The organism is Cytophaga sp. FL35 (assembly GCF_014349235.1).
Taxonomy (GTDB): domain Bacteria; phylum Bacteroidota; class Bacteroidia; order Flavobacteriales; family Flavobacteriaceae; genus Euzebyella.
Genome location: NZ_JACSOH010000003.1, coordinates 174,503 through 197,798 on the forward strand (window position 1 = coordinate 174,503; position 23,296 = coordinate 197,798).

Here is a 23,296-nt window from a genome sequence, read left to right on the forward strand (position 1 = left end):
ATGAAGCAATTTTTTACGGGATTACTTGTAACCTTGGGGGCTTTATATGGTTTCTCCCAAGCCGAGATTACCAAAGACGAACTATACCAGCATATTAATTTTCTAACCACACAAGAAAAAGAGGGTAGATATCCCGGAGGGAAAATCAACAAAACGGTTGTAGACTACATCGCAAAAGACTTTGAAAAAGCCGGAATAAAGCCGTTGTCAAAATCCTATTTGCAAAAGTTTAAGGCATCCCTAAGAGTTGCCAAAGACGAAAAAAAGAAGCCAAAGGTCAAAACTTGGAATGTAGTGGGTTTTATTGAAGGCAACGATCCGGGTTTAAAAAAAGAATATATCGTACTTGGAGCGCATTATGACCATTTAGGGCACGGTGGTCCCAGTTCCAAGTCGGATAAAAAAAATACGGTTCATCCCGGGGCCGATGACAATGCCAGTGGAACTTCGGCCCTATTGGAAATCGCAGAACGATTATCGGCGACTCAGGATAAATTGAAAAGAAGTGTCATTTTTATTGCCTTTGGTGCCGAAGAACAAGGTCTATTGGGCAGTAAGTTTTTTGTTGAAAATTCGCCAGTACCATTGGAAGACATCCAACTTATGATCAATATGGATATGGTAGGCCGCCTCAATAATGAAAAACAGGTCTATATGGGCGGTGCGGGCACTTTCCCTAACGGACAAGAACTCATGGCCCAATTGGGCAAAGATGCTGGTCTTAACCCTGTGGTTCATGCCGGCTCCGTTGGAGGGAGCGATCACGTTTCCTTTTACAAAAAGAACATATCTGTTTTAGGAATGCATACTGGTGGACATCCGCAATACCACACCCCAGAAGACACCATCGAGCTCATTAATTTTGAAGGACAAAAAAAAATATGCGATTATATCTACGCCACTATCTTTAAAATTGCCTCCACCGATTATCGTATGGAATTTATTCCACAAGATTAGAAATTAGTCCTCAGGAGCGGTATAAGTAACCAAATCAATGGCAATACCATTGGGGTCTTGAATGGCAAAATGCCGATCGCCCCAAGGCTCATCCCTGATGGGGATTTTTATTTCCACTGCTTTAGCTCGAATTTTTTCGTAAAGAGCATCCACATCATCTACCTCAATGGTGAGATACATTCCCTTTCCGTTAAACTTTTGATGAAACAAGGGTTTTTGTGAAGGGTGATTGGGTAGTAAAAATCCCAATTCTGCCTCTTTATTGGGTGTGTGCATCAAAATATAGAATTCGTTTTCAAAGGTGACTCCGAAGTCTAATACCGAGGTATAGAATTCTTTGGTCTCCGCCAATTTTTCAGTGATGACTCCTGCATTTAATTTCATTGTTTTTGATTTTAGGTGTGTGTTTTTGGCCTGACCCTGAACTTGTAGTGCTATGGCCGAAAAACATAGAAATAGTACCGTTGTTTTCATGTTCATTTTATTTGATTCAAATTTCCTTGATATACTAAACCGAACATAGTAAAAAACGGACATTCTATCTGCCAAAAGCCTTGGAAGGCGTCACTCCGTAGTGATTTCTAAATTCCTTAATAAAATGCGATTGGTCATAATAGCCACTATCGAAAAATAATTTGTTACGCTTTAGACTCTGTACAGAAGGTTTTGCCCTTAAAATGTTCTGAAAGCGAACCACCTTACTAAAAGTTTTTACCGAATCGCCAACGTAATACTTAAATAGCCTCCGAAGTTGCCGCTCACTGAGGCCTACATCCAAATCATTTTGAACACGTAGTAACCCTTGTGTTTTCAATACTTGGTTAATGGCGGCATAAAGTCTCGAATCTAAATTCCATTCCACGTCTGCTAAATGGTTTAAAAAATAGACATCAAGCCGTTCTTTTATTTCTTCGAAAGACAATTTTTGATTCATGCTCTGACTCAAGAACTGTTGTGTTCTTTTATGTATAAGAATTAAATCCTCATATCGATTGCTAAGTTCAGAAGCATCGACCCCGAACAGTTGTGGAAACATGGTGGGTAGAAACCGAATGCCTACATAGTGAAATTCAGGTTCCAAGGGGAACTCCGTATATTTTTTACAAAAACCCATTACAAAACTTTCTTGAGGCCTTTCCAACTCAAAAAAGATATCTATACACCCATCTGCCACCACCCTATAGATAAAATTTTCATCCAGACTTGAAATGGTTTTCAGCTGCCAATAACAATAAATAAACGGGCTAAGTTGTTCGCTGGGCACCACCTCTCTATAGACTACCTTTTCACCGGTCTGCTTTACGGTAGGTTGCACTGGCAAATATAAATCTCTAATCGATTTTAGTAATTCCATGGTGATTTGATCTAAATTTTAAGAACCGACCGGCAGGTTGGTTTATATGCTTTACTAAAAGAAAGATACATAAACCAGCACCGTTTTACAGATGTTATTCATCGATAAGCTACTTAAACTAGACATCCAATCGACAAAAGGCTGAGAGTACCAACCGGACAGTCGGTTAAAACCCCAAAACTTTAAAAGATAGAAGTATCAAATAGCCTCGAACAGCTTACCAGGTAGCGGTCTAATCACTCCTTTCATCTCCATATTCAGTAAAGTGGACGATGTTTTAAAAATAGGAAGTTGACATTCCAACGCTATGCTATCCAACAACTGTTTTCCCTCTTTTTGAAGATAATCATATATGGCTTTTTCATTGGAGTCCAGTTCAACAAAAAGCTGTTTTTGAATCATTGGCTGCTTTTTTTCCATTTCCCAATTAAGCATGTAGACCAGATCTGCCGCAGAGGTAAGCATATGCGCTTTCTGCTGTTTGATCAAATTGTTACAGCCCATGGAATACTTGTCATTAGATCGTCCGGGCACCGCAAAAACATCCCTATTATAGCTATGTGCAATGTCCGCGGTTACCAAACTACCACCCTTATCGGCAGATTCAATCACTATTGTAGCTTCACTCATACCTGCAATTATCCGATTTCGTTTCAAGAAATTTTCCCGATCCGGATTACTGGTGCTCCAAAATTCCGTTAAGAAACCCCCATTTTTTTCTGCCTCGGCTTTGAACTTGGCATGTGCCTTTGGATAAAGCTGATTGAGTCCGTGGGCCAAACAGCCAATAGTCTGCAAATTGTTGCGTATTGCTGCTTTTTGAATGGCTATATCAACGCCGTAGGCAAAACCGCTAACAATAATTGGGTCTAAGGGTGCAATCTCTTCAATAAACTGGTCGCAAAATGCTTGTCCGTAACTGGTAATTTTTCTTGTACCCACTACGCTAATGATTTTACGGCCATCCAACTCCATATTCCCTCGTCTAAAGAGAAGAACGGGGCTATCTATGCAGTGTTTTAGGTAAGGTGGGTAGCTGTCGTCCATAAAATAAGACCATTCCCAATTATTATTTTGAATAACCTGCAACTCGTCTTCAGCGGCCTCTATATGCTCTCCATCATACAAACCTTGCAGTGCATACGTTCCTACCCCATCTATTTTTAACAAATGCTCCTTCTTTGTTCTAAAAATTTCGGATGGGCTTCCACAATAAGAGATTAATTTTTTGGCAGTAACATCTCCAATAAATGGTGTATGTTGAAGTCTTAAAACTGCAAGTAATTCATCCGTAGTCATTTAAAACAAGTCTAGAGTTATCCACAAAATACACAAAAAATAATGTTAATAAAAAGTTACCTAAAGCCTGTTTTAGCGAATAAATTTTTCTAAAATTTGCGGTGTATGGGCTTAGAACACTATATAAAAGATTTACTTTACCGTTATAATTGTGTAGTTATACCAGGGTTTGGGGCATTTCTTACCCAAGAAAAATCTGCCGTAATCCAAGAGACTACCAATACTTTTTATCCTCCCACAAAGACCGTATCATTCAACCAGCAATTGGTCACCAATGATGGTCTTTTGGTTTCCTATGCCGCGGAAGCGCAAAAGGTAAGTTTTGAAGAAATGCTAACCCTAGTAAAGGAGGAGGTTAACCAATGGGAAGGTAGGTTAAAAAATGGCGAACACCTAAGACTACCGGAAATTGGCAACCTTTGGCTAGGCCCGGAAGGCAAAATACAATTCCTATCCGTTAGCAGCGTAAATTATCTTACCAGCTCTTTTGGTATGAGTTCCTTTGTTAATGCTCCCGTAACAAGAGAAGCGCTAAAGACCGAGGTAACCGAAATGGAGGAGCGCATGCCTATTGCCTTTACTCCAGAAAAAAGAGCCCAGAAATCTTCCCGCCCTTACCTAAAATATGCGGCGGCGGTACTATTGGCACTAACCGCAGGTTTTGGTGGTTACAAATACTATCAAACCAACCAGGCCAACGAACAACTGGCTTGGGAGGATGCGCAAGTTCAGGTATCCAAACGTATTCAACAGGCCACTTTTTTTGATACTACACCTTTAGAACTTCCGGCCATTACCCTAAAAACAAGTAAAAAGGAAGAGGCGGCTGAAATTGAAAAAGTTTCCGGAGAAAAAGTTCACCATATCATTGCCGGTGCTTTTAGATATAAGACCAATGCCGACAGAAAAATAGATCAATTGAAAGAAAGGGGCTATAACCCTTCTTATATTGGCACCAATCCGTTTGGCCTGTACATGGTAGCTTATGATAGTTTTACCGATGCCAACGAAGCTTTGACGGCCCTTCGAGAAATTAAGCAGACCCAGAAGGATGCCTGGTTAAAGACCATCAAATAAAATCACTTTTTTGTCCTGTAAACATACTTCTACATTTCCGTTAGAAGGATGTATCTTTGCCGAAAAAGCACGTTATGCAGGGCAAAAACCCGAAAGACTCCAGAACAACAATGACGGACATGGTTCTCCCCAGTGAGACCAACCCTCTAAATAATCTTTTTGGCGGTGAACTATTGGCTCGTATGGACCGCGCTGCCAGTATTGCGGCAAGAAGACATAGTAGAAGGATAACGGTTACGGCCTCGGTAAACCATGTAGCCTTTAACCAATCCGTACCCGTAGGAAGTGTCTTAACGGTAGAAGCGGCCGTTTCAAGAGCTTTTAAGACCTCCATGGAGGTTTATCTTGATGTTTGGATGGAAGACCGTTTTAGTGGAGAGCGCACCAAAGCCAACGAAGCTATTTACACTTTTGTTGCCGTGGACGATACCGGTAGGCCCACAGAAGTTCCGCCCTTGGTTCCAGAGACAGATCTGGAAAAACAGAGGTTTGATGCGGCCTTAAGAAGAAAGCAGTTAAGCTTGGTTCTTGCTGGAAAAATGCAACCAAATGAAGCTACGGAACTAAAGGCTTTGTTCCTACAGGACTAACGTTGTTAAAAGTCGAAATTATCTGGATCTGGACCTATCCGTTCTCCTTTATCAAAACTGTCCAGATAGTTGATTTCATCTTCAGATAACTCAAAATCAAAAAGGTCGGAATTGGAAGTTAATCTATCCTTATGGACAGATTTTGGAATGGTAACCACGCCCTTTTGTAAGTTCCAGCGAAGTACAATCTGGGCGGCACTTTTACCATATTTGGCCTCCAAATCCTTGGTAATATCCAACTTAAAAATCTTGCCTTGCATAAAAGGAGACCATGCCTCATATTGAATTTTATGCGTTTTACAGAAATCCAACAACTCCTGTTGTACCAAATAAGGATGAAACTCCATTTGATTAACCATAGGAACAATCTCCGCAGACGCTAGTAAATCCTCTAAGTGGTGCTTTAAAAAATTACTGACTCCAATAGCTTTTACACGCCCTTGTTTGTAAAGTTGTTCCAAGGCCCTCCAGGTTTCTTTATACTTTCCGGCTACTGGCCAATGAATTAAATATAGGTCAACATAATCCACTCCTAGACGTTTACAACTTTCATGAAAAGCCTTAAGCGTACTATCAAAACCTTGGTCACTGTTCCATACCTTGGTGGTAACAAAAATATCTTTCCTGTCCACGTCAGACTCCGCTATCGCCTTACCAACTCCCACTTCATTTTTATAGACTGCTGCGGTATCTATATGACGGTAACCATGTTCCAAAGCAAATTTGACCGCTTCAACTACTTCCTCATCGTTATCTGCTAAGTAGGTGCCCAAGCCAAAGTAGGGCATTTTAACTCCGTTATGCAATGTGAAGGTTCCTTGTATATCTGTAATATTACTCATCTTCTCAAATTTTTAAAGTTTTATAGTTGATACACCCACTCCTCTGGATTTAACTTTGAGGTGTTTTGATGTAAATAGAATTTTAATCGCGTCTGACCATTGGACCGATTGGTATATATTTCACCTAATTCGGTTTTAGCTTCCACCTGATCCCCTTTTTTTACATAGAGATCGGATAGATTATAGTAGGTGCTGATATAGTTACCATGCTTTAGTTGAACGGCCTTATTTCCCCCCGGAATTGACAGTATAGCAATGACCTCTCCCCTAAAAATGGCGCGTGCCTTGGCCCCCTTATCCGTGGTTATGATAACGCCATTACTCTGATGTTTGATCCCTGGATATATGGCATCACTATACACACCAAAGCCCTGACTTTTAAACCCTTTTTCAACCGGCCATATCAATCGGCCTTTATTTGCCGAGAAACTGTTCGCAATAATTGCCGCTTCTGGGGTCAAAAGAAATTTGCTTGGGTCATCATCTGCTTTTCCGGCTTCTTTATTGGCATTAGCAACCGCCTCACGTACCAAACGCTCTATTTCCCTATCTATTTGCCTTGCTTGATTTTGTTTGTCCCTAATTTCTGCAGCGAATTTAGTTTCGTCCTTTCGAATGGACCGAAGGAGCTCTTGCTGACTTTTCTTCTCCGTATCCAATTCGTTCTTAGCCTTTCGGTTAGCAGCTATTAGTCTATCTTTTTCCTTGCGTTGAGCCGTAAGCTCCTTATTTAATTCCGTAAGCTCGTTGGTCTTGATTACAATTTTTTCTCCCTGTTGACGTCTAAAATCTGTGTATTGCTTTATATATTGAACCCGTTTGAATGCCTGAAAAAAGTTCTCCGAAGACAATAAAAACATCAGTTTGCTCTGTTGTATTTTACTTTGATACCCTTTTTGGATCATAGTGGCATAATCATCCTTTAATTCATTAAGTTCTTTCTTTAGAGCCGAAATGGAATTAATGTTAGTATTGATCTTTCTATTGAGAAGATTGGACTGTTCATTTGTAACGGCAATAAGCCGCTCCCTCACCTTTATTTTTTGATCCAAGGCCTCCATCCGATCCAGAACGGTACCTTTCTTCTCTTTTTGCGCAAAGAGCAAATGGTTTATTTGCTCAATTTCTTGTTGCAAGCGTTCCCGTTTTGCTTCCAGTTCTTCTTGCGTGGGACCTTGAGCCATGACAAACTCAGGCACAAAAGCGAAAGCGCTCAAAAAAAGAAATAAAATGAAGGAGGTATTACTTGGCCTCATTATCGATTACAATCTCTTTAAAACCACTTGGTATTTTATACGGAAAGCTCAAAGTTTTGTCAAACTCGATGTTCCTATATTCAATGTCAACCGTATTCCTTTCATCGCCTTCTATTGCAGCAACAGCTATTTCTTTGGGCAATAACCATTTGTTAACTTGCTGATAGTCCGTATAATTAATTTGTAGCAACCTTTTCTTTAAAGGTTGCGAAAGTTGTTGGGAAGCCATTTTAAAGTTTTCCGGATTAACGCTGAACAATACCTTAAAAAGCTCCATTGGTTTTCTTGGTTTAAGCTGATAATTTCCGCTTACCGTAGCGGCATCGTATTTGATATCGTTCAAATTAAGAATAGCTTGGCCCAATAGTAAATTCTGTACTTGTTCAAAATCCAATTCAGTTCCCAGAAAATTGCTCAAATAGACGAAATCGCCATCAAAATATTCATTTTGAAGCTTGTTGTAGAAAGAAACCCTTCCCGGAGTAATGTAAGCCTTTACCATACCAAACGGCGCACTGATCCAAATGGCCTTATCCTTTTCCATTCGCAAGTTTACGGATACGCCTTGTGATGATTCCCCATCAGAATAATCAATCCGCATTTTCCCGCTTATCGTCTTAAAATCGAGGGAATTTTGATAATGATTTTTGATGATGGATTTTGCAGACATTGCAGCATTGGCACTATCATCACCAATCACTTTTTTTGATTTACAGGAGAACACCAAAAATGCAATTGAAAGTAGCCAAACAACCCGACATGGCATAAGAGAAAATATCTTCATAACAACAGCGCTTTAAAACCCTATTGAAATCTAAACCTACTTCTAGAAACCGGGTTTTATCTTACGAAGATACATATTTGCCTTGACTGAATTGTTAATGGAATTATAAGCATTGGCCAGCTCTTGATAGAATTTATTGGCCAAAGAAATATCGCCTACCAGATAATCCAAACCTGTTTCCAGCATCTCAATGGCATCCCTAGGTTTGGATTTTCTATTCAACGCATAACCTTGGGCATAGTATAGCAAGGGCTGGGCCGGAAACATTTCCAAGGCCTCTTCGGACTTTTGATCCAGCATCAAAATATTGTCCGTTCGTAAGAACATTTCTATCTGAAATTTATAATGCTCATAAGAACCAGTATCCTTGGATGTTGTATTACCCGTAGAAATAAACCCTGATGAAACGGTATGCTGCTTCTTTTCTTCTAAAGCATCGTTAATTTGTAAGGACAGCGCCTTGGTGAACTCAGATGTAGTGGTTTCCTTTAGTATTGCCAATGCCGTATCAAAATCGCGCTTTTTAAAGTACGCCAGCGCCAAATTTTCGTTTAACTGGGTAATTTCAGGAAGTTTATCTTTCACTATCGCAAATGACTTGCCCTGCTGTCTTAGGGTTTCTACATAGGTATTTGCAAACCAAAGATTCTCCGGGTCGTCACTTAAAGCTGCGAACGCATAATCTTCGGCTAAAGGGTATTGTTTTTCTTTCAGATATACCCTTGCCAATTCATGATCGACCACCAAATTGGCAGGGTCAATTTTTTTACATTCCAACAGAAGGTTAATGGCCTTATCGTAGTTCTCTATTTCTTTTTGCTTTAGGGCTTCAAAGAAATGTTCTTGAAAGTCATCAGAATAGTTTTCCAGAAAAAGCTCCGCACTTTTTTGCGCATCGATCTCTTCCTCACCTCCTTCTTGTGCAAAAGAAATGGAAGTGACCGCTAGGACCACTATAGCCAGCATTTGCGTCTTCCAAATCCAATTCTTTTGCATACTTTTTATCTATTTTACCCCAGTACTGCCAAAACCGCCTTCACCACGTACGGTTTCAGATAGGGACTCAACTACCTCCCATTCAGCCCTTTCGTGCTTGGCAATTACCAACTGGGCAACTCTTTCCCCGTTCTCTATAGTAAAGGGTTCGTTGGAAAGATTTACCAAAATCACTCCAATTTCCCCTCGATAATCTGCATCTACCGTTCCTGGAGCATTGAGTACCGTTATGCCCTTTTTGGCCGCCAAACCACTTCTTGGCCTAACTTGTGCCTCAAAACCTATGGGCAGCTCAATAAAAAGCCCCGTCTTAACTATGGCACGCTCTAAAGGTTGTAACGTAATGGCTTCAGAAATATTGGCTCTTAAATCCATACCTGCGGAGGCAATGGTCTCATAGTGAGGCAATGCATGGGCCGACTTATTGATGACTTTTATTTGCATTCTACTTATTGTTATCTTTTAATTTACGATTCTTAATTACACCTAGGCAGTCTTCTTTAAAAAAATCTGTTTTAGCTTATCGTTCTCCATCTTGTATACCAACCCTAAAAATAAAATCAGTAAAAGGATACCGATAATCAAGCTTCTATCAAAAACATAGAAGGAAAGCACAGAAAACAAAATGGAAACACCCAAGTAAAAAGTGATTTTTCTAAAATTATAGGGCACAGGGTATCTAGACTTTCCTAAATAATAGGACAAGGCCATCATAGTTCCATAGGCCATTAAGGTGGCAATCGCTGATGCCATATAGCCTATTGATGGTATAAACACCACATTTACACCAATAGTTACCAATGCCCCAGCTAAAGATATAAAGGCTCCGTAGCGGGTTCTATCCGTAACTTTATACCATACGGAGAGGTTATGGTAAATACCCAGAAAAAAGCTAGCTAAAATAATGGGGGGTACAATGGCCATGGCATCCCAATAGTCTTTGTTCTGTACAAATAGAACTTTTAAAACATCGGCAAAGACTATTACCGCCAATAAAATGATGCTTCCCAACACTACAAAATAATTGGTTATCTGTGCATAGGCCCTTTGAGGGTTTTCACTTCCTGCATGGCTAAAGAAAAAGGGCTCAATCCCCATTCTAAAAGCTGTTGCGAAAAGCGTCATGAAAAGGCCCAGCTTATAACAGGCCGAGTATTTACCTACTTCACTTTTTGCAATATCCTCAGGCAATAGATTTTCCAATAAAATCCTATCAAACACCTCATTGATGGTAAAAGCTATACCTGCCACCAAAACAGGCCACGCGTATTTCATCATTCGTTTCCATAAATCCGTATCAAAAACATAATCCTTTCGAATATACAAATTGGCCATTAACACTAATGTGAGACCGCTTGCAATTAAGTTGGATATAAAGATGTAGGAAACCTCAAAATTCTCCTTATACAGAGCCGCAAATGAAGAATCTGGATTGTTTCCTACCATTGATGGCAATGCTAACAGGAAGAAAATGTTCAACCCTAAATTGACACCCACGTTTAATATTTTGATAATGGCATATCTCATGGGGCGTTCGTTGGCCCGCAACCATGCAAAGGGAATGATGACCAAGGCATCTAAAGCAATTATAAAAATGGTGTACCTGATATATTCCGCATCAATTCCAGTGGCGGAAGCCATAAAATCTTGAAGAGAAAGGGCCAAAACAACAAAAAGAAGGGTGCTCCCAACAATGGACAAAAGGGAAGTAGTCACTACTTTGATTTTATGTTCTTTACTATGGTAGAACCTAAAAAAAGCGGTTTCCATACCATAAGCCAAAATCACATTAAAAATAGCGAACCAGGCAAAAATAATGGAGACCTCCCCATATCCAGAAGTTGCCAAAACCCCCGTGTAAAGCGGCAACAACAAAAAGGACATCATCCGCGGAAGAACCGTAGCGAGTCCATAAATAGCTGTCTGCTTAAATAATTTTTTAAGTGGGTTCAAACACGTAGTTTAATGCTCAAAAGTACCTATTTAAAGGGATGTGGCAAAGTAAGTATAATTACCTATAAGATAGTTTTAACGCTATCTGTTGTTCTTGGCTTCTAGATCGCTGTAAGTAATAGGTATTTTTTGGCTAACACCATTCACTTTATAATACTTTACTTTATCGTTGCTCACATAGCTTATTACAGCCTGAGTGTCCAATAATTCAAAAGGAAAAGGCTCCGACGGATTTAAAGGTCCGGTTTTTGTGCTCTTTTGGCCGAATTCGGCAATGGCTACATTACCCAATTCCGTCAGAGTAATCACTACCGGGGCCATCTTACCCTGAAAATATAAGTTCTTGAGCTCTGCCTCCTTGAGTTCCAAACTGGTAATAGGAATGATTAGTTCGAAACCCTGCTCACTTTCATCTGCGGTTTTCCATTCTTGGGCAAAAGGTTCACCAAGGTCAAAGGGTGCAATGCTCTCCAATTTCTTAGAACTGGAGCAAGAAACTACCATCAAAGTAAAAAACAGAAAATATATATTGATTTTCATAGTGTTCTTTTAGTGGTTTGCAAGTAAATACGCAAAAACCTCTGTTGTAGACTATCAAGATATATAGCAATTAGTCTTCCGCATCTTCCAAAGACAGGCCTTTCATGGCCAATAAAGCAAAAACGAGCGCTGTAAAGAGAAATAAAGCCGCTAGAGTATATGGTGCCCCAGGAAAATAGACGGCACCCTCAGGGCGTATAAAATAGTAGAATACCGGAGAAAAAATTAGTTGACCCAGAATAGAAGTTACGCTCAACAACCCTGTTATGGCCCCTTGCAGATTTCCTTGTTCTTTTTCAGATACCTGATTGGATATAACCCCTTGAACTGTGGGGCCTGCTATACCTCCCAAGGCATAGGGGATTAAAAAGGCATAGAGCATCCAAGGTTCTGTGGCCAATGAAAAAAGAAACATGCCAAAAGTCCAAAGAACAAAACCTACCACAATTACTCTTTTTCTTCCAAATTTTTTGACCAAAACGCCAACCAAAACTCCTTGAACCAAAGCCACCAATAAACCAACAACCATTAGCGAAACCCCTATTTCCTTTGGACTCCAGTCATAGCGTTCAATACCATAATATGACCAAGTGGCGGGCAGAGCTTGACCTGCTAGATTCGCAAGAAAAAAAGCAAAAATTAAGGTGAGTACACCTTTGTAATGTTTCAGACTTACCAAAGAAACTCCTGGTATCATTTTTAACCATTGGGCAGGTCTTCTGTTTTCTTTCTGAAGGGATTCAGGTACAAAAAGCCATCCAAAAAGGAAGTTGGCAAAGGTGAGTCCGGCTGCAATATAAAACGGCAATCGGATATCAATTTCTCCAAAAAATCCACCCACGCCCGGACCAATAATGAACCCAAGACCAAAAGCTGCACCTATCAATCCAAAATTTTTCGCCTTTTCCTCCTTGGTACTTATATCGGCTATATAGGCCGAAGCCACCGTAAAACTAGCTCCAGTTATACCTGCTAAAAACCGACCTAAAAACAACCAAGCTATGGAAGGAGCCCATGCATGTATTAAATAATCTACGCTTAACCCTAATAAGGCAATTAAAAGAATGGGACGCCTACCGTACTGATCAGATATTTCGCCCAAAACAGGGGAAAACAAAAATTGCATCCCAGCGAATGCAGTAGTAAGCCACATACCATAAATTACCGCCTGGGCAGTACCTTCACCTGTAAGTTCCATAATCAGATCTGGTATAATAGGAATGATGATTCCGATACCGATGACATCGACCAAGATGGTGATGAAAATAAATAGGAGGGCTGTTTTCTTTGATTTCATAATCGATGGCAAAAATCGACTAAAAAATAAAACCCCACATTTCTGTGAGGTTTAAATTTATATAAATTGTTATCCTAGAACTTGACTAATTGTTCAAAGCCTCGGCACCACCAACAATCTCTAGGATTTCATTGGTAATAGCCGCTTGTCTGGCCTTATTATAAGTCAATTTCAATTGATCTCTTAGCTCTTTAGCATTATCGGTAGCCTTGTGCATGGCCGTCATCCTTGCTCCGTGCTCACTGGCAAAGGAATCCCTTATAGCCTTATACAATTGAGTTTTTAAGGATTTAGGAATCAACTGTTCTACAATCTCTGCTTTTGATGGCTCAAATTTATAGTCTGTACCCATAGCCTCGCCACCTTCCGCAGGAACAATAGGTAAAAACTGCTCCGTCATTACCAGTTGGGTAGCGGCGTTTTTAAATTTATTGTAAACCAACTCGATACGGTCGTACTTGCCGGACACAAATAATTCCATCAATGACTCAGCGATTTCGGCAACATTATCAAACGTAAGATCGTCAAAAACCGGACTGTGATTGGCAATTACGGAACTCTTCTTTGTCAAGAAATCATTGGCCTTTTTTCCGATAGCTACAAAATCCACCTGCTTACCGGCATACGTTTCGTTTGAAAGCACGGTAGTTTGCTTTAGGATATTGGAGTTAAAAGCACCTGCCAAACCTCTATTGGAAGTAATGGCAACCACCAAAACCTTTTTAACCTCTCGGTTGTCGGCATACTTACTACCACTATCAGCATCTAAACTGGCGCTTAAACTTTGCAAAAGCTCCGTAAGCTTATCAGAATAAGGACGCATAGCAGTAATTGCATCTTGTGCCTTCTTCAATTTGGCAGCGGATACCATTTTCATGGCACTCGTAATCTGCATGGTTGAAGACACCGATGAAATTCTATTTCGTATTTCCTTTAAATTGGCCATTTTTCAAATTATGAGTTTAAAGTTAAGAGTTAAGAGTTTTTGACTATTGAAACCAACATTCGAATCAACTCCTCACACTTCAACTTCATATCTTTAGGAATTTCCCTTCCGGTAGCCTCTAATATTTCTAACCAATACATGGTTTCATCAGCTTCCTTAAGAGCAATACCAAATTTATTTTTAAAATCCTTTTTACCAACTCCTCTCTGTGCCTCACGTGTATTCGCGCCGATACTCGTTCCGCTTCTTAACAACTGAGAAGCCAACTCAAAATCCTTTTTATCTTTTAACCTATCACAAAAGTGAACAACGTCACAAGCAAACTGAAAACTTTTATCCTAACAGGACTTTCTCCAAGTTTACTCATAACTCATAACTCTAGACTATTAACTTGTATACTTACTAGAAAGCTCTTTTGCAACTGTTGTAAGTGTGTCGATTACTTCATCGGTCAACTTACCGGCTTTCAGGGTATCTAAAGTACCTCTGTGTTTCGCATTCAAGAATTCTAAATAGTCTCTTTCAAATTCCTTTACTTTTTCAACAGGTACATCCCTTAACAAGTTTTTAGAACCTGCATAGATAATGGCTACCTGATCTTCTACCGTATAAGGATCATTTTGTGCCTGCTTCAAGATTTCCACGTTTCGGCGACCTTTCTCGATCACGTTCAAAGTAGCAGCATCCAAATCGGAACCAAATTTCGCAAACGCCTCCAATTCACGGAACTGGGCTTGATCCAGTTTCAATGTACCGGCAACCTTTTTCATTGACTTTATCTGAGCACTACCACCCACACGAGATACGGAGATACCTACGTTGATCGCAGGACGCACCCCTTGGTTGAATAAATCTTGTTCCAAGAAAATCTGACCATCGGTAATCGAAATTACGTTGGTAGGAATATAGGCGGAAACGTCACCTGCCTGTGTTTCAATGATAGGAAGCGCCGTTAAAGAACCGCCACCTTTTACCATCGGCTTCAACACCTCTGGCAAATCATTCATGTTCTGGGCGATTTTATCATCGTTGATCACTTTTGCAGCACGCTCCAATAATCTAGAGTGAAGGTAGAAAACGTCACCTGGATATGCCTCACGTCCTGGTGGTCTTCTCAAAAGAAGAGATACCTCACGATAGGCAACCGCTTGCTTTGATAAATCATCATAGATGATCAATGCAGGACGACCTGTATCACGGAAATATTCTCCGATAGAAGCCCCGGCAAAGGGAGCATATACCTGCATTGGCGCAGGATCCGATGCGTTAGCCGCTACGATAGTCGTATAGGCCAAAGCTCCTTTTTCCTCCAAGGTTTTGGCAATAGCGGCAACGGTAGAGGCTTTCTGTCCTACAGCAACGTAGATACAGTAAACAGGCTCACCCGCATCAAAAAATTCTTTTTGGTTCAAGATGGTATCGATACAAACCGTAGTCTTACCCGTTTGACGGTCACCGATTACCAACTCTCTTTGTCCCCTTCCCACTGGAATCATTGCATCAATAGCCTTGATACCTGATTGCATTGGCTCGGTTACTGGTTCTCTATAAATAACTCCAGGGGCCTTACGCTCCAATGGCATTTCATAAGTGTCACCGGCGATAGGACCTTTACCATCGATAGGGTTACCCAAGGTATCCACCACACGACCAACGATGCCTTCACCTACTTTAATGGAAGCAATTCTTTGGGTACGCTTTACAGTAGCACCTTCAAGAACTTCTTTTGATGGACCTAAAAGTACCACACCTACGTTGTCTTCTTCAAGGTTAAGAACGATACCTTCCAAACCGCCTTCAAATTCTACCAACTCCCCATACTGGGCATTTGATAGACCGTAAACGCGGGCGATACCATCACCGACCTGTAATACAGTTCCCACCTCATCCAATGTGGCGGTGGCTTCAATTCCTGATAATTGCTCCTTTAAAATTGCTGATACCTCAGCGGCTTTTACTCCTGCCATTTGTTTAGACATTATTCCTAAGAAAAAAGAATCGAGACATTCTTTCTTCCGAGGTTGTTATTTATAGACTATTCGTAAATTCTCTTTTAATATTATTCAGTTTGTTGGCAATACTAGCATCGTATTGTAAATCGCCAACCCTCAACACAAAACCACCGATGATGCTCTCATCCACTTTATTTTGAATGGTTACCTCATTACCGGTCAATTGCGCTACTTGCTTTAAAACTTTCTTTTCCAATTCTGCCGTTAACGGAACCGCAGTGGTCACATGAGCTACTCCTTCACCTTTTAAATCTTCATTAAGGATGATATATTTTAAGGCCACCTCATTTAAAAGTGCAGTTCTTTTATTGCTTGCCAAAGTACCCAAAAGACCTAAAGTAATCTCGCTGCTCCCTTTGAAAATGGCAGCCAAAGTTTCCTTTTTGGTTTCCTCCTTAATAATCGGACTTTGCAGCATATTTCTAAGCTCTTTGCTTTCGGAAATAGTCGCTACAATGGAACGCATATCGGTTTCAACCGCATTGGCCGCTTTTTTCTCCACTGCAAATGCCAAAACTGCTTTTGCATATCGTAAGGCTGCTCTAGAATCGCTCATTATCGTATTGTTTCGTAGTTAAACTTAAAGAGGTTTCTTAGTTCAATTTAACATCGCCCAACATATCTTCCACAAGCTTCAATTGCTTGTCTTTGTTGGATAATTGCTCTTTAAGTACTTTTTCCGCTATCTCTACTGAAAGTGCGGCCACTTGATTTTTAATATCAGCAACGGCTGCTTTCTTTTCGCTTTCGATGGCAGCTTGTGCCTGCTTCAACAACTTATCACCTTCTATTTGCGCTTGCTCTTTAGAGTCAGAAATCATTTTTTCCTTGATTTCACGAGCTTCTTTCAACATAGCTTCACGCTCTGCACGAGCCTCTTTTAAAAGCTTGTCATTGTCCGCCTGAAGATTCTGCATTTCTTTACGTGCTTTATCCGCAGCTTCCAATGCTCCTTGAATTCCCTCTTCCCTTTCGTTAAGAGAAGTTAAAATAGGCTTCCAGGCAAACTTTACCAACAAGAAAATTAGACCTAACAATAGAATGGTCTGAACAACAAAAAGGCCTGGTGAAAAATCGTTTATTAAAGTTTCCATATATAATATCTTAAAATGCTAGTTTTTAATGAAAGCATTTCCTGTAACCAACCGTTACAGGAAAATGCTTTAAGGTTTTTCTATTCTTATTTTCCTAAGAACAAGGCACCAAATGCCAAACCTTCCAAAAGTGCAGCGATGATAATCATTGCAGTTTGAATCTTTCCGGTCGCTTCTGGTTGACGGGCAATACCTTCCATTGCCTTACCACCAATTTGACCAAGTCCGATACCTGCTCCGATCACGATTAAACCTGCTCCAATTAAGTTGTACATAGTAAACGATTTATATATTAAATAAAAAACTCAATTCTTAAATAAAATTCTCACGAACGTCTTCCGCATCCGGCACTTCGTGGCCATGTGCATCGTGCTCGTGGTCATGGTCATGCTCCGCAACGGCCATTCCAATAAACAATGCCGAAAGCATGGTGAAAATATATGCCTGTAAAAAGGCAACCAACACCTCGATCAAGGTGATGAAAAACGATAATACCAAAGACAAACCTGTCGCTCCCGCAACACCTAAACTATCTTTTAAAGTAAACATGATAGCAATAAGGCTCATAACCACAATGTGACCCGCGGAAATATTAGCGAACAAACGAACCAATAACGAGAATGGCTTGATCAAAAATGCTCCTGCCAATTCGATGATGGCAAGTACCGGACGTATCAACACAGGAACTCCCGGCATCCATAACATGTGCATCCAATAATCTTTGTTTCCACTAAACGTATAGATAACCAAAGTGAAAATTGCCAAGGCTGCGGTAACCGCTAACTGACCGGTAACATTGAACCCAAAAGGAGTTAGGCCTAAAAGGTTCAAAATCCAAATGAAAAAGAAAACCGTCAACAAGTAACCTGTAAACTGCCTGTATTTTTTCTCGCCGATGTTCGGTTTGGCGATTTCATCACGTACGTAAATTACCAACGGCTCCAATACGCGGCCAAAACCGGTCGGTACTTTTTTAGACTTGTATTGTTTTGCCAAGCTAGAGAAGGCAAACAGCATAAAAAGACCTACCAACAAAATACCCATAACACTTTTAGTGATGGAGAAATCCAATACTTTATGAGCATTGGTGGCATGGTGCGTTTCATCGAACTTTACTTCACTTGCACCTGCTTCCAGTTCATATATCTTACTGTGAATTTTAGTGAACTTAGCACCCCCTTTTTCAACGATCACATGACCAGAATCATCATGGTGGAACTCAGATGACATAAAAGTCACCAAACCATTGCTCGACCAAATTATAACCGGTAACGGAAAACCAACATGCTTGCGCTCCCCTTCACTATTGGTATAGGAAAACAAATGAAAATCATGTGAATCTTTTATGTGATGCTGAATGTAGGCATCCACCTCTTCTTTAGAGCTAACCGCTCCTTCAACCTCTCCCTCAGGATCTGATGAGGCAAAACCTTGAGTCGAAAAACAAAGTGCAAATAATAGTAATAAGGTTCTGAACGATCTTGATACTTCCTTCATGGGTTCTTTATCAAAAAATTAAGCTCCTAAAATTTGGCGCAAAAGTAGTCAATCTTACTTTAATAAACAGTATAAAAAGAGTATAAAATTCTGCCTTTATTTACGACGAAGGATTTTTGTAACAAAAACAACTTCCAATATTAGAAAAATAGCAACTGGAATTAAAATAGAGCCCCTGTAAAACCTCGATACCATCTGATCTCCCACGAGTTGCGGATAAAACATCATGGTGAATACCATGATCTTAAAAACGAGCAGTCCCATGTAAATAAATCCTAATTGAGGAAAAACCGAATCAAAATTTGATGCCAGTTGAAACGCTATTATAATCGATAAAGAGAAAATAGCATGAAACAAATAAGCCTTTTTCAAGAGTGCTTTTAGCTCAAAGTGCTCCGTTCCTAGAAGTTGATTATGTATAAAATAAGAAGTCGTGCCCACAAGGGTGAACACGACTATATATAATATGATTGTTTTAAACACTACGCCATCTATTTGTTAAGGTTGATTACCTTTTTAATCACTAAATACATGGACAAAAATACGGCAATTAAAGTAACCGTATCCTCTAAGTAGTTTTTTTCAAACTTAACATCTAACCACGCCCCTAAAAGATTCCCCAAATAAATGGTTGCCCCCATTTGAATGGCAATACCGGAAAGGCTTGCCGCATTGCGAATCAGGCGTGAATTATCACGAGGCTTTTGCTGGTTCATTGGCAGAACTACCTACGGTAGACTTAAAGCTGTTGGAACTGGAAGCTGCCCCTCCTTTTCCCTTCATGGTACAAGAAGCGTTAAACGTTGCTCCAGGCTCTACCGCTAATTTAGAAACGGAAACGGTACCTTCTATAACAGCTGACGATTTTAAGGACAATAAATCAGAGACCAATAGTTCTCCATTAAAGCTACCTTCAATATCTGCATTTACACACTCTACTTTACCATGAATGTAACCATCTTTTCCAATAACTACCTTACCGGTAGTCTTTACGTTACCATCTAATTTACCATCAATTCTAAAATCGGCTTCTGAAATGATATCACCTTTAATTTTAGTGTGCTTTGAGATTCTGTTGGGTTGTGCGCCTATTTCGTTCATAGTTCTAGGTTTTTTGTTATCGGAAAACATTTGTTAAGGTTTTGGGGTTAAAATCTGATTCTTATAATCTTGTAGGTTCTTGTGTACTTGCACAATTTTATAGTTGCTTGATAAAATTACAAAATTCTCATTGTCAATAAGGTAATCCTTGTTAAATTTAATAAGCTCAGCGAAGCCTAGTGCATAGTCCTTGGATTTAAACCCATGTACCACTACAAACTGCTCTTCTAGCGTATAAATATCCTTGGATACCACATTTTTGTACCTAAGGTCAACAATTGCATCTTCCAATTCCTTCATCACCCTTAAAGCAATCTGATTATTGCTCCTTCTAAACGGAAAGACCACTTTCCAGTTATCCGTGCCTGTTGAGCCTTCTTCGGCAGAAAATTGGGTAACCGCTAATTTTGGCAGTTGTTCAGATACAATAGCCTCTGCCTTTTTGCCTTCGGGACTGTTGGGGTACGTTAAGGCAACATAGTTCAATGCTTCTTCAAAAGGCTCAAAACCATTAAGTCTGCCAATAGCATTCGCCTTTAACATTTCAAACTTGGGAACAATGGCCTCCCCTGTAAACTTCTCTATATTTTCTTCTGCACCGGTGATGGTCCTTAAAAATTCCTGATTTTGGTACAATCTATATAAAGCGGCGTACCGTGCTTCTGGACTATCTGCGTCACCTTCCAAAACAGCCCTGGGATTTAAAATAATTTCTGCATAACGGGAAGCACCGTGATTTTTAAGAATATCGGCCCTCATAGAAGCCAATAGCGGACTACCTTCTTCTTCGTAAATTTTGTACAAATTGTATTTGGACGGAAGCACCAAGCGTTCCTCTGGATTGGACGCCAGAACTTTTTCCAATTTACCGGCCGCTAATAAATTTTCCCTGAATTTTTCTTTATAAATGAGTCCTAACTGATAATTGGCAAAATTTCTTTCCGTTCTTAAACTATCGATTACCTCAACATCTTTGGGAAGTTGGGCCATATAAAAATCCGTTGACAATTCATCGTTCATCTCTTCCGCCGTACCTTCGCTCTCGTTTGTGGCCACAGTATTGGAATTATCAACCGGCAGCGACCTGGATTTATCACTCCACCGCCAGTTATCTGCCAATTCCCTTTTACCCCATCTTTGGGAAAACTCATTTTTACCATACCCTAGACTGGTCACATTATAAAAATAGAACTTACCCTTATTATCTTTTCCGCCCTTGCTATTTCCAAATTGTGCAAAACCCGCATTACGCCTTTTTTCCTCCTTCTTGGCCTGTGCTTCTTGCTCAGCTTTAAGTTTTGCAATATGGTCCTCAAAATAGGCCAGTTGCTTTTCCTCCGGCATTTCATATAAGGTTATGACACTATCTGTATATTGAACGATGTCCTCATATTTGATAACATCTTCCAGGTTATCCAGTTTCTTTTTTGTGAACCTATACTTTTTGGTGTTTTCCTCTAAATTGGTCAATACACTATCATAGTAGGCCCCTGCCAACTTGTATTCGTTTTCATCAAAATTATAAATGGCCAGATTTTCATAATTAAGCGCATTAAGCTTGGGTTCGTTTTCTGTAGCGCGCAAGGATTTATTGAAATAAGCCAAAGCGATGCTATCGTTTTCTTCCGCTAAATGATATTCGGCCACTTGGCGATAAATAATGTTTAAAAAAGGTCTGTTTTCACGATTTTCCTCCAATTCGGTCAAATGCTCCAGCATCAGCTCCTTATTTTCTGCAGTGACCTCCGTATTTTTTATTTTCTCAATCTCTGCATTGATCATATAGACGCGTGGCGACTTTCTGTTGAGATCAATTACCTTGTCAAAGGCATAATTGGCACTGTCCTTATGGCCCAATTGATTGTACAACTGCCCAATAATGTAGTAGTACCTACCTTTTTCCGGGTTCTTTTTAGTGAGGTACGAAGCTATTTTCAATTGCTGAACGGCGGTATCCAAAACCCCAAGATTAATGTAGGCCTGACCCATCATCGCACGGGCATCTGCGTACTCTTGTTCTTTTAGGTCTTCATACTTCATCAGCCATTTTAAATTCTTAATGGCCAATTCTTCATTCTCCAATCGAATATTTACCTTCTCACGCCAAATACGAGCTTCAGCTAGTTTATCACTATAATCGTATTTATTGATGATATAGTTGAAGGCTTCCAAAGCGGGAATATATCGTTCATCAAAATAACGGGCTTTACCTAAAAGAAGGAAAGCTTCATCTGTCTGCGGATTTCGCTCTTCGTCCTTAATATCCATACTATGCTTTTGTATGGCTTTGGTAGCTTTTTCCTCCGCTATGATAAAGTTGGGATTGTTATCTTCTGAATCTAATTTAATTTCTCCTGAAACCTCCAATCTTTCCACCGGTAGTACTTCCCAATAATCATCATGGTAGCTGTTATTGAGTTCTTCCCTGCCTTCTTCAAAAGCTATGTTCCCGTTATAAAGCGTGTTGTACTTGGTATTCATCGCGTGCCAATTGCGGTTGACAAACGTATCTTTCTTGGTAGAACATGCGCTTAGTACGATGCCCCCAAGTACCAAATTCAAGACCAGTTTAGAATGTAGTTTCAAAATTGTATATCTGTGTACGTAACTCTAACTTAAAAACGGCGGGAATATTATGTATTTCATCGATAAAATATTTATCTGAAAGGTGTTAAAATTCATTTAGCCGAACAAACAACCACCACAATGACTCCAAACCTTGCTTTCATACTTTTTTAAAGGATATTATGGATCTATCAGAGGAAAGAAACCATTTACTTGACCTAAGACATACCAACTAATCAGTTGGTGCTTTTAAAAACCTGATTACTATTGGAGTGATAACTTCTGTTTACGGACGTTTTGATACCGTACACCCAAGAAAGAATATTGGTGGTTTTAAACGGACGTAAACCAAACCAACCAATGGGTCGGTTTTCTTTTTTAAATCGATTCTTCGGATGTATTTAAATCAGTCACCTGAACGGACGTATTTCCAGAGAAAAAAGCCTCCAAATCACGTAGTGTTTGTGCAGAAGTTTGAATGTCTTTTACCACTTCTCCCTTATTGAGCACTACAATTCGTTCACATACCTCGGTAACATGACTCAAATCATGGCTGGAAATTAAAACGGTTACTCCTTGCTGGGCAGCTAAATCCTTTATAATCCCTTTGAGCCTAATTTGGGTCGTGGGGTCTAAATTGGCAAAAGGTTCGTCTAAAATGACCACTTCCGGATTTCCTATAAAACTGGCGACAATTCCTGCTTTTTTCTGATTTCCTTTGGATAGGTCCCTTAAATATTTTTTCTGACCTAGGATTTCTCCATGAAAGAAGTCTTCATATTTGGCCAATAAAGCGTCAACATCAGACTTGTTTCTATTTCTTAACTCGCCAATAAAGTAAAAATACTCTTCTGGGGTAAGGTAACCAATTAAAAAAGATTCGTCAATAAAAGAAGAAGTATAGGTTTTCCAGTTCTCACTTTGGTCTACCCTCACCTCGTTATTGCTAATGTGCCCGGTACTTGGCTGAATTAAATCCAACAACAAGCTGAACAATGTGGTTTTACCTGCCCCATTATTACCAACCAAACCAAAACTTTGTCCCTTAGGGATGTTCAATTCTTGAATGTTCAACACTAATTTGGAACTGTATTTTTTAGTAAGATTTTCAATTTGAACCATCGATTTATAATTTA

Annotated in this window: 25 protein-coding genes and 1 pseudogene; 3 read left to right on the forward strand and 23 right to left on the reverse strand. The window is 39.8% G+C overall.

The features are described from left to right. Positions 1-957, forward strand: coding sequence for a M28 family metallopeptidase (locus BIZ36_RS03255; protein ID WP_187456434.1), 957 nt, complete (start codon positions 1-3; stop codon positions 955-957). Between the two features lie 3 nt (positions 958-960). Here the strand turns inward: BIZ36_RS03255 and BIZ36_RS03260 are convergent, their stop codons facing one another. The 3 genes from BIZ36_RS03260 to dprA all read right to left on the reverse strand — a co-directional run bounded on the left by BIZ36_RS03260 (position 961) and on the right by dprA (position 3,610). Next, complete coding sequence (locus tag BIZ36_RS03260) at positions 961-1,431, reverse strand: VOC family protein (RefSeq protein ID WP_286174535.1); 471 nt, start codon at positions 1,429-1,431, stop codon at positions 961-963. A 64-nt stretch (positions 1,432-1,495) separates the two neighbouring features. Next, entirely contained in the window at positions 1,496-2,311 is an 816-nt protein-coding gene (locus tag BIZ36_RS03265; protein WP_187456435.1) for an AraC family transcriptional regulator, read from the reverse strand. A gap of 198 nt (positions 2,312-2,509) precedes the next feature. After that, the gene (gene dprA / locus BIZ36_RS03270; RefSeq protein WP_187456436.1) at positions 2,510-3,610 is read right to left on the reverse strand and encodes a DNA-processing protein DprA; all 1,101 of its coding nucleotides are present in this window, start codon (positions 3,608-3,610) and stop codon (positions 2,510-2,512) included. Positions 3,611-3,715: 105 nt separating this feature from the next. On the opposite strand from dprA, the gene BIZ36_RS03275 reads away from it, so the two are divergent. Continuing rightward, positions 3,716-4,687 carry an HU domain-containing protein gene (locus BIZ36_RS03275; RefSeq protein ID WP_187456437.1) on the forward strand — a complete coding sequence of 324 codons (972 nt, stop codon included), beginning with the start codon at positions 3,716-3,718 and terminating at the stop codon, positions 4,685-4,687. A gap of 74 nt (positions 4,688-4,761) precedes the next feature. Beyond that, a complete protein-coding gene (locus tag BIZ36_RS03280; protein ID WP_187456438.1) occupies positions 4,762-5,277 on the forward strand; it encodes an acyl-CoA thioesterase in 516 nt (171 codons plus the stop codon). A gap of 5 nt (positions 5,278-5,282) precedes the next feature. Here BIZ36_RS03280 and BIZ36_RS03285 read toward each other — a convergent pair whose 3' ends face one another. The 20 genes and pseudogenes from BIZ36_RS03285 to BIZ36_RS03375 all read right to left on the reverse strand — a co-directional run bounded on the left by BIZ36_RS03285 (position 5,283) and on the right by BIZ36_RS03375 (position 23,282). Further along, a complete protein-coding gene (locus BIZ36_RS03285) occupies positions 5,283-6,119 on the reverse strand; it encodes an aldo/keto reductase (protein ID WP_187456439.1) in 837 nt (278 codons plus the stop codon). A 20-nt stretch (positions 6,120-6,139) separates the two neighbouring features. Then, the gene (locus tag BIZ36_RS03290; protein ID WP_222937196.1) at positions 6,140-7,336 is read right to left on the reverse strand and encodes a murein hydrolase activator EnvC family protein; all 1,197 of its coding nucleotides are present in this window, start codon (positions 7,334-7,336) and stop codon (positions 6,140-6,142) included. A 25-nt stretch (positions 7,337-7,361) separates the two neighbouring features. Beyond that, positions 7,362-8,159 carry a lipoprotein insertase outer membrane protein LolB1 gene (gene lolB1, locus BIZ36_RS03295; RefSeq protein WP_187456441.1) on the reverse strand — a complete coding sequence of 266 codons (798 nt, stop codon included), beginning with the start codon at positions 8,157-8,159 and terminating at the stop codon, positions 7,362-7,364. A gap of 42 nt (positions 8,160-8,201) precedes the next feature. Next, the gene (locus BIZ36_RS03300; RefSeq protein ID WP_187456442.1) at positions 8,202-9,155 is read right to left on the reverse strand and encodes a tetratricopeptide repeat protein; all 954 of its coding nucleotides are present in this window, start codon (positions 9,153-9,155) and stop codon (positions 8,202-8,204) included. Between the two features lie 9 nt (positions 9,156-9,164). Next, complete coding sequence (gene dut / locus BIZ36_RS03305; protein ID WP_187456443.1) at positions 9,165-9,599, reverse strand: dUTP diphosphatase; 435 nt, start codon at positions 9,597-9,599, stop codon at positions 9,165-9,167. Positions 9,600-9,641: 42 nt separating this feature from the next. Further along, the gene (locus tag BIZ36_RS03310; protein ID WP_187456444.1) at positions 9,642-11,108 is read right to left on the reverse strand and encodes a lipopolysaccharide biosynthesis protein; all 1,467 of its coding nucleotides are present in this window, start codon (positions 11,106-11,108) and stop codon (positions 9,642-9,644) included. Between the two features lie 81 nt (positions 11,109-11,189). Further along, the gene (locus tag BIZ36_RS03315) at positions 11,190-11,648 is read right to left on the reverse strand and encodes a hypothetical protein (protein ID WP_187456445.1); all 459 of its coding nucleotides are present in this window, start codon (positions 11,646-11,648) and stop codon (positions 11,190-11,192) included. Positions 11,649-11,718: 70 nt separating this feature from the next. After that, positions 11,719-12,945, reverse strand: coding sequence for a TCR/Tet family MFS transporter (locus BIZ36_RS03320; RefSeq protein ID WP_187456446.1), 1,227 nt, complete (start codon positions 12,943-12,945; stop codon positions 11,719-11,721). 85 nt (positions 12,946-13,030) lie between these two features. After that, positions 13,031-13,891, reverse strand: a complete 861-nt coding sequence (atpG, locus tag BIZ36_RS03325) for an ATP synthase F1 subunit gamma (RefSeq protein WP_187456447.1) — start codon at positions 13,889-13,891, stop codon at positions 13,031-13,033. Between the two features lie 29 nt (positions 13,892-13,920). Then, positions 13,921-14,214, reverse strand: a pseudogene (locus tag BIZ36_RS03330) (four helix bundle protein); the annotation flags it as partial. Positions 14,215-14,277: 63 nt separating this feature from the next. Continuing rightward, positions 14,278-15,858: a F0F1 ATP synthase subunit alpha gene (gene atpA / locus BIZ36_RS03335; RefSeq protein ID WP_187456448.1), complete on the reverse strand. Its 1,581-nt coding sequence runs from the start codon at positions 15,856-15,858 to the stop codon at positions 14,278-14,280. A 61-nt stretch (positions 15,859-15,919) separates the two neighbouring features. After that, positions 15,920-16,459 (reverse strand): ATP synthase F1 subunit delta, encoded by a 540-nt coding sequence (gene atpH, locus BIZ36_RS03340; RefSeq protein WP_187456449.1) that lies wholly within the window; start codon positions 16,457-16,459, stop codon positions 15,920-15,922. 37 nt (positions 16,460-16,496) lie between these two features. Then, complete coding sequence (locus BIZ36_RS03345) at positions 16,497-16,997, reverse strand: F0F1 ATP synthase subunit B (RefSeq protein ID WP_187456450.1); 501 nt, start codon at positions 16,995-16,997, stop codon at positions 16,497-16,499. Between the two features lie 86 nt (positions 16,998-17,083). Further along, positions 17,084-17,272 carry an ATP synthase F0 subunit C gene (gene atpE / locus BIZ36_RS03350; RefSeq protein WP_013993139.1) on the reverse strand — a complete coding sequence of 63 codons (189 nt, stop codon included), beginning with the start codon at positions 17,270-17,272 and terminating at the stop codon, positions 17,084-17,086. A gap of 37 nt (positions 17,273-17,309) precedes the next feature. After that, positions 17,310-18,494 carry a F0F1 ATP synthase subunit A gene (atpB, locus tag BIZ36_RS03355; RefSeq protein ID WP_187456451.1) on the reverse strand — a complete coding sequence of 395 codons (1,185 nt, stop codon included), beginning with the start codon at positions 18,492-18,494 and terminating at the stop codon, positions 17,310-17,312. Positions 18,495-18,590: 96 nt separating this feature from the next. Beyond that, on the reverse strand, positions 18,591-18,977 hold the full coding sequence (locus tag BIZ36_RS21245; RefSeq protein WP_222937197.1) for a DUF6168 family protein: 387 nt from the start codon (positions 18,975-18,977) through the stop codon (positions 18,591-18,593). Positions 18,978-18,985: 8 nt separating this feature from the next. After that, positions 18,986-19,210: an AtpZ/AtpI family protein gene (locus BIZ36_RS03360; protein WP_187456452.1), complete on the reverse strand. Its 225-nt coding sequence runs from the start codon at positions 19,208-19,210 to the stop codon at positions 18,986-18,988. Then, the gene (locus BIZ36_RS03365) at positions 19,188-19,595 is read right to left on the reverse strand and encodes a bactofilin family protein (RefSeq protein ID WP_222937199.1); all 408 of its coding nucleotides are present in this window, start codon (positions 19,593-19,595) and stop codon (positions 19,188-19,190) included. Before BIZ36_RS03365 ends, BIZ36_RS03360 begins: the two co-directional genes overlap by 23 nt. A gap of 33 nt (positions 19,596-19,628) precedes the next feature. Then, positions 19,629-22,181: a type IX secretion system periplasmic lipoprotein PorW/SprE gene (porW, locus tag BIZ36_RS03370; RefSeq protein WP_187456454.1), complete on the reverse strand. Its 2,553-nt coding sequence runs from the start codon at positions 22,179-22,181 to the stop codon at positions 19,629-19,631. 357 nt (positions 22,182-22,538) lie between these two features. Continuing rightward, a complete protein-coding gene (locus BIZ36_RS03375; protein ID WP_187456455.1) occupies positions 22,539-23,282 on the reverse strand; it encodes an ABC transporter ATP-binding protein in 744 nt (247 codons plus the stop codon). Between the last annotated feature and the right edge of the window lie 14 nt (positions 23,283-23,296).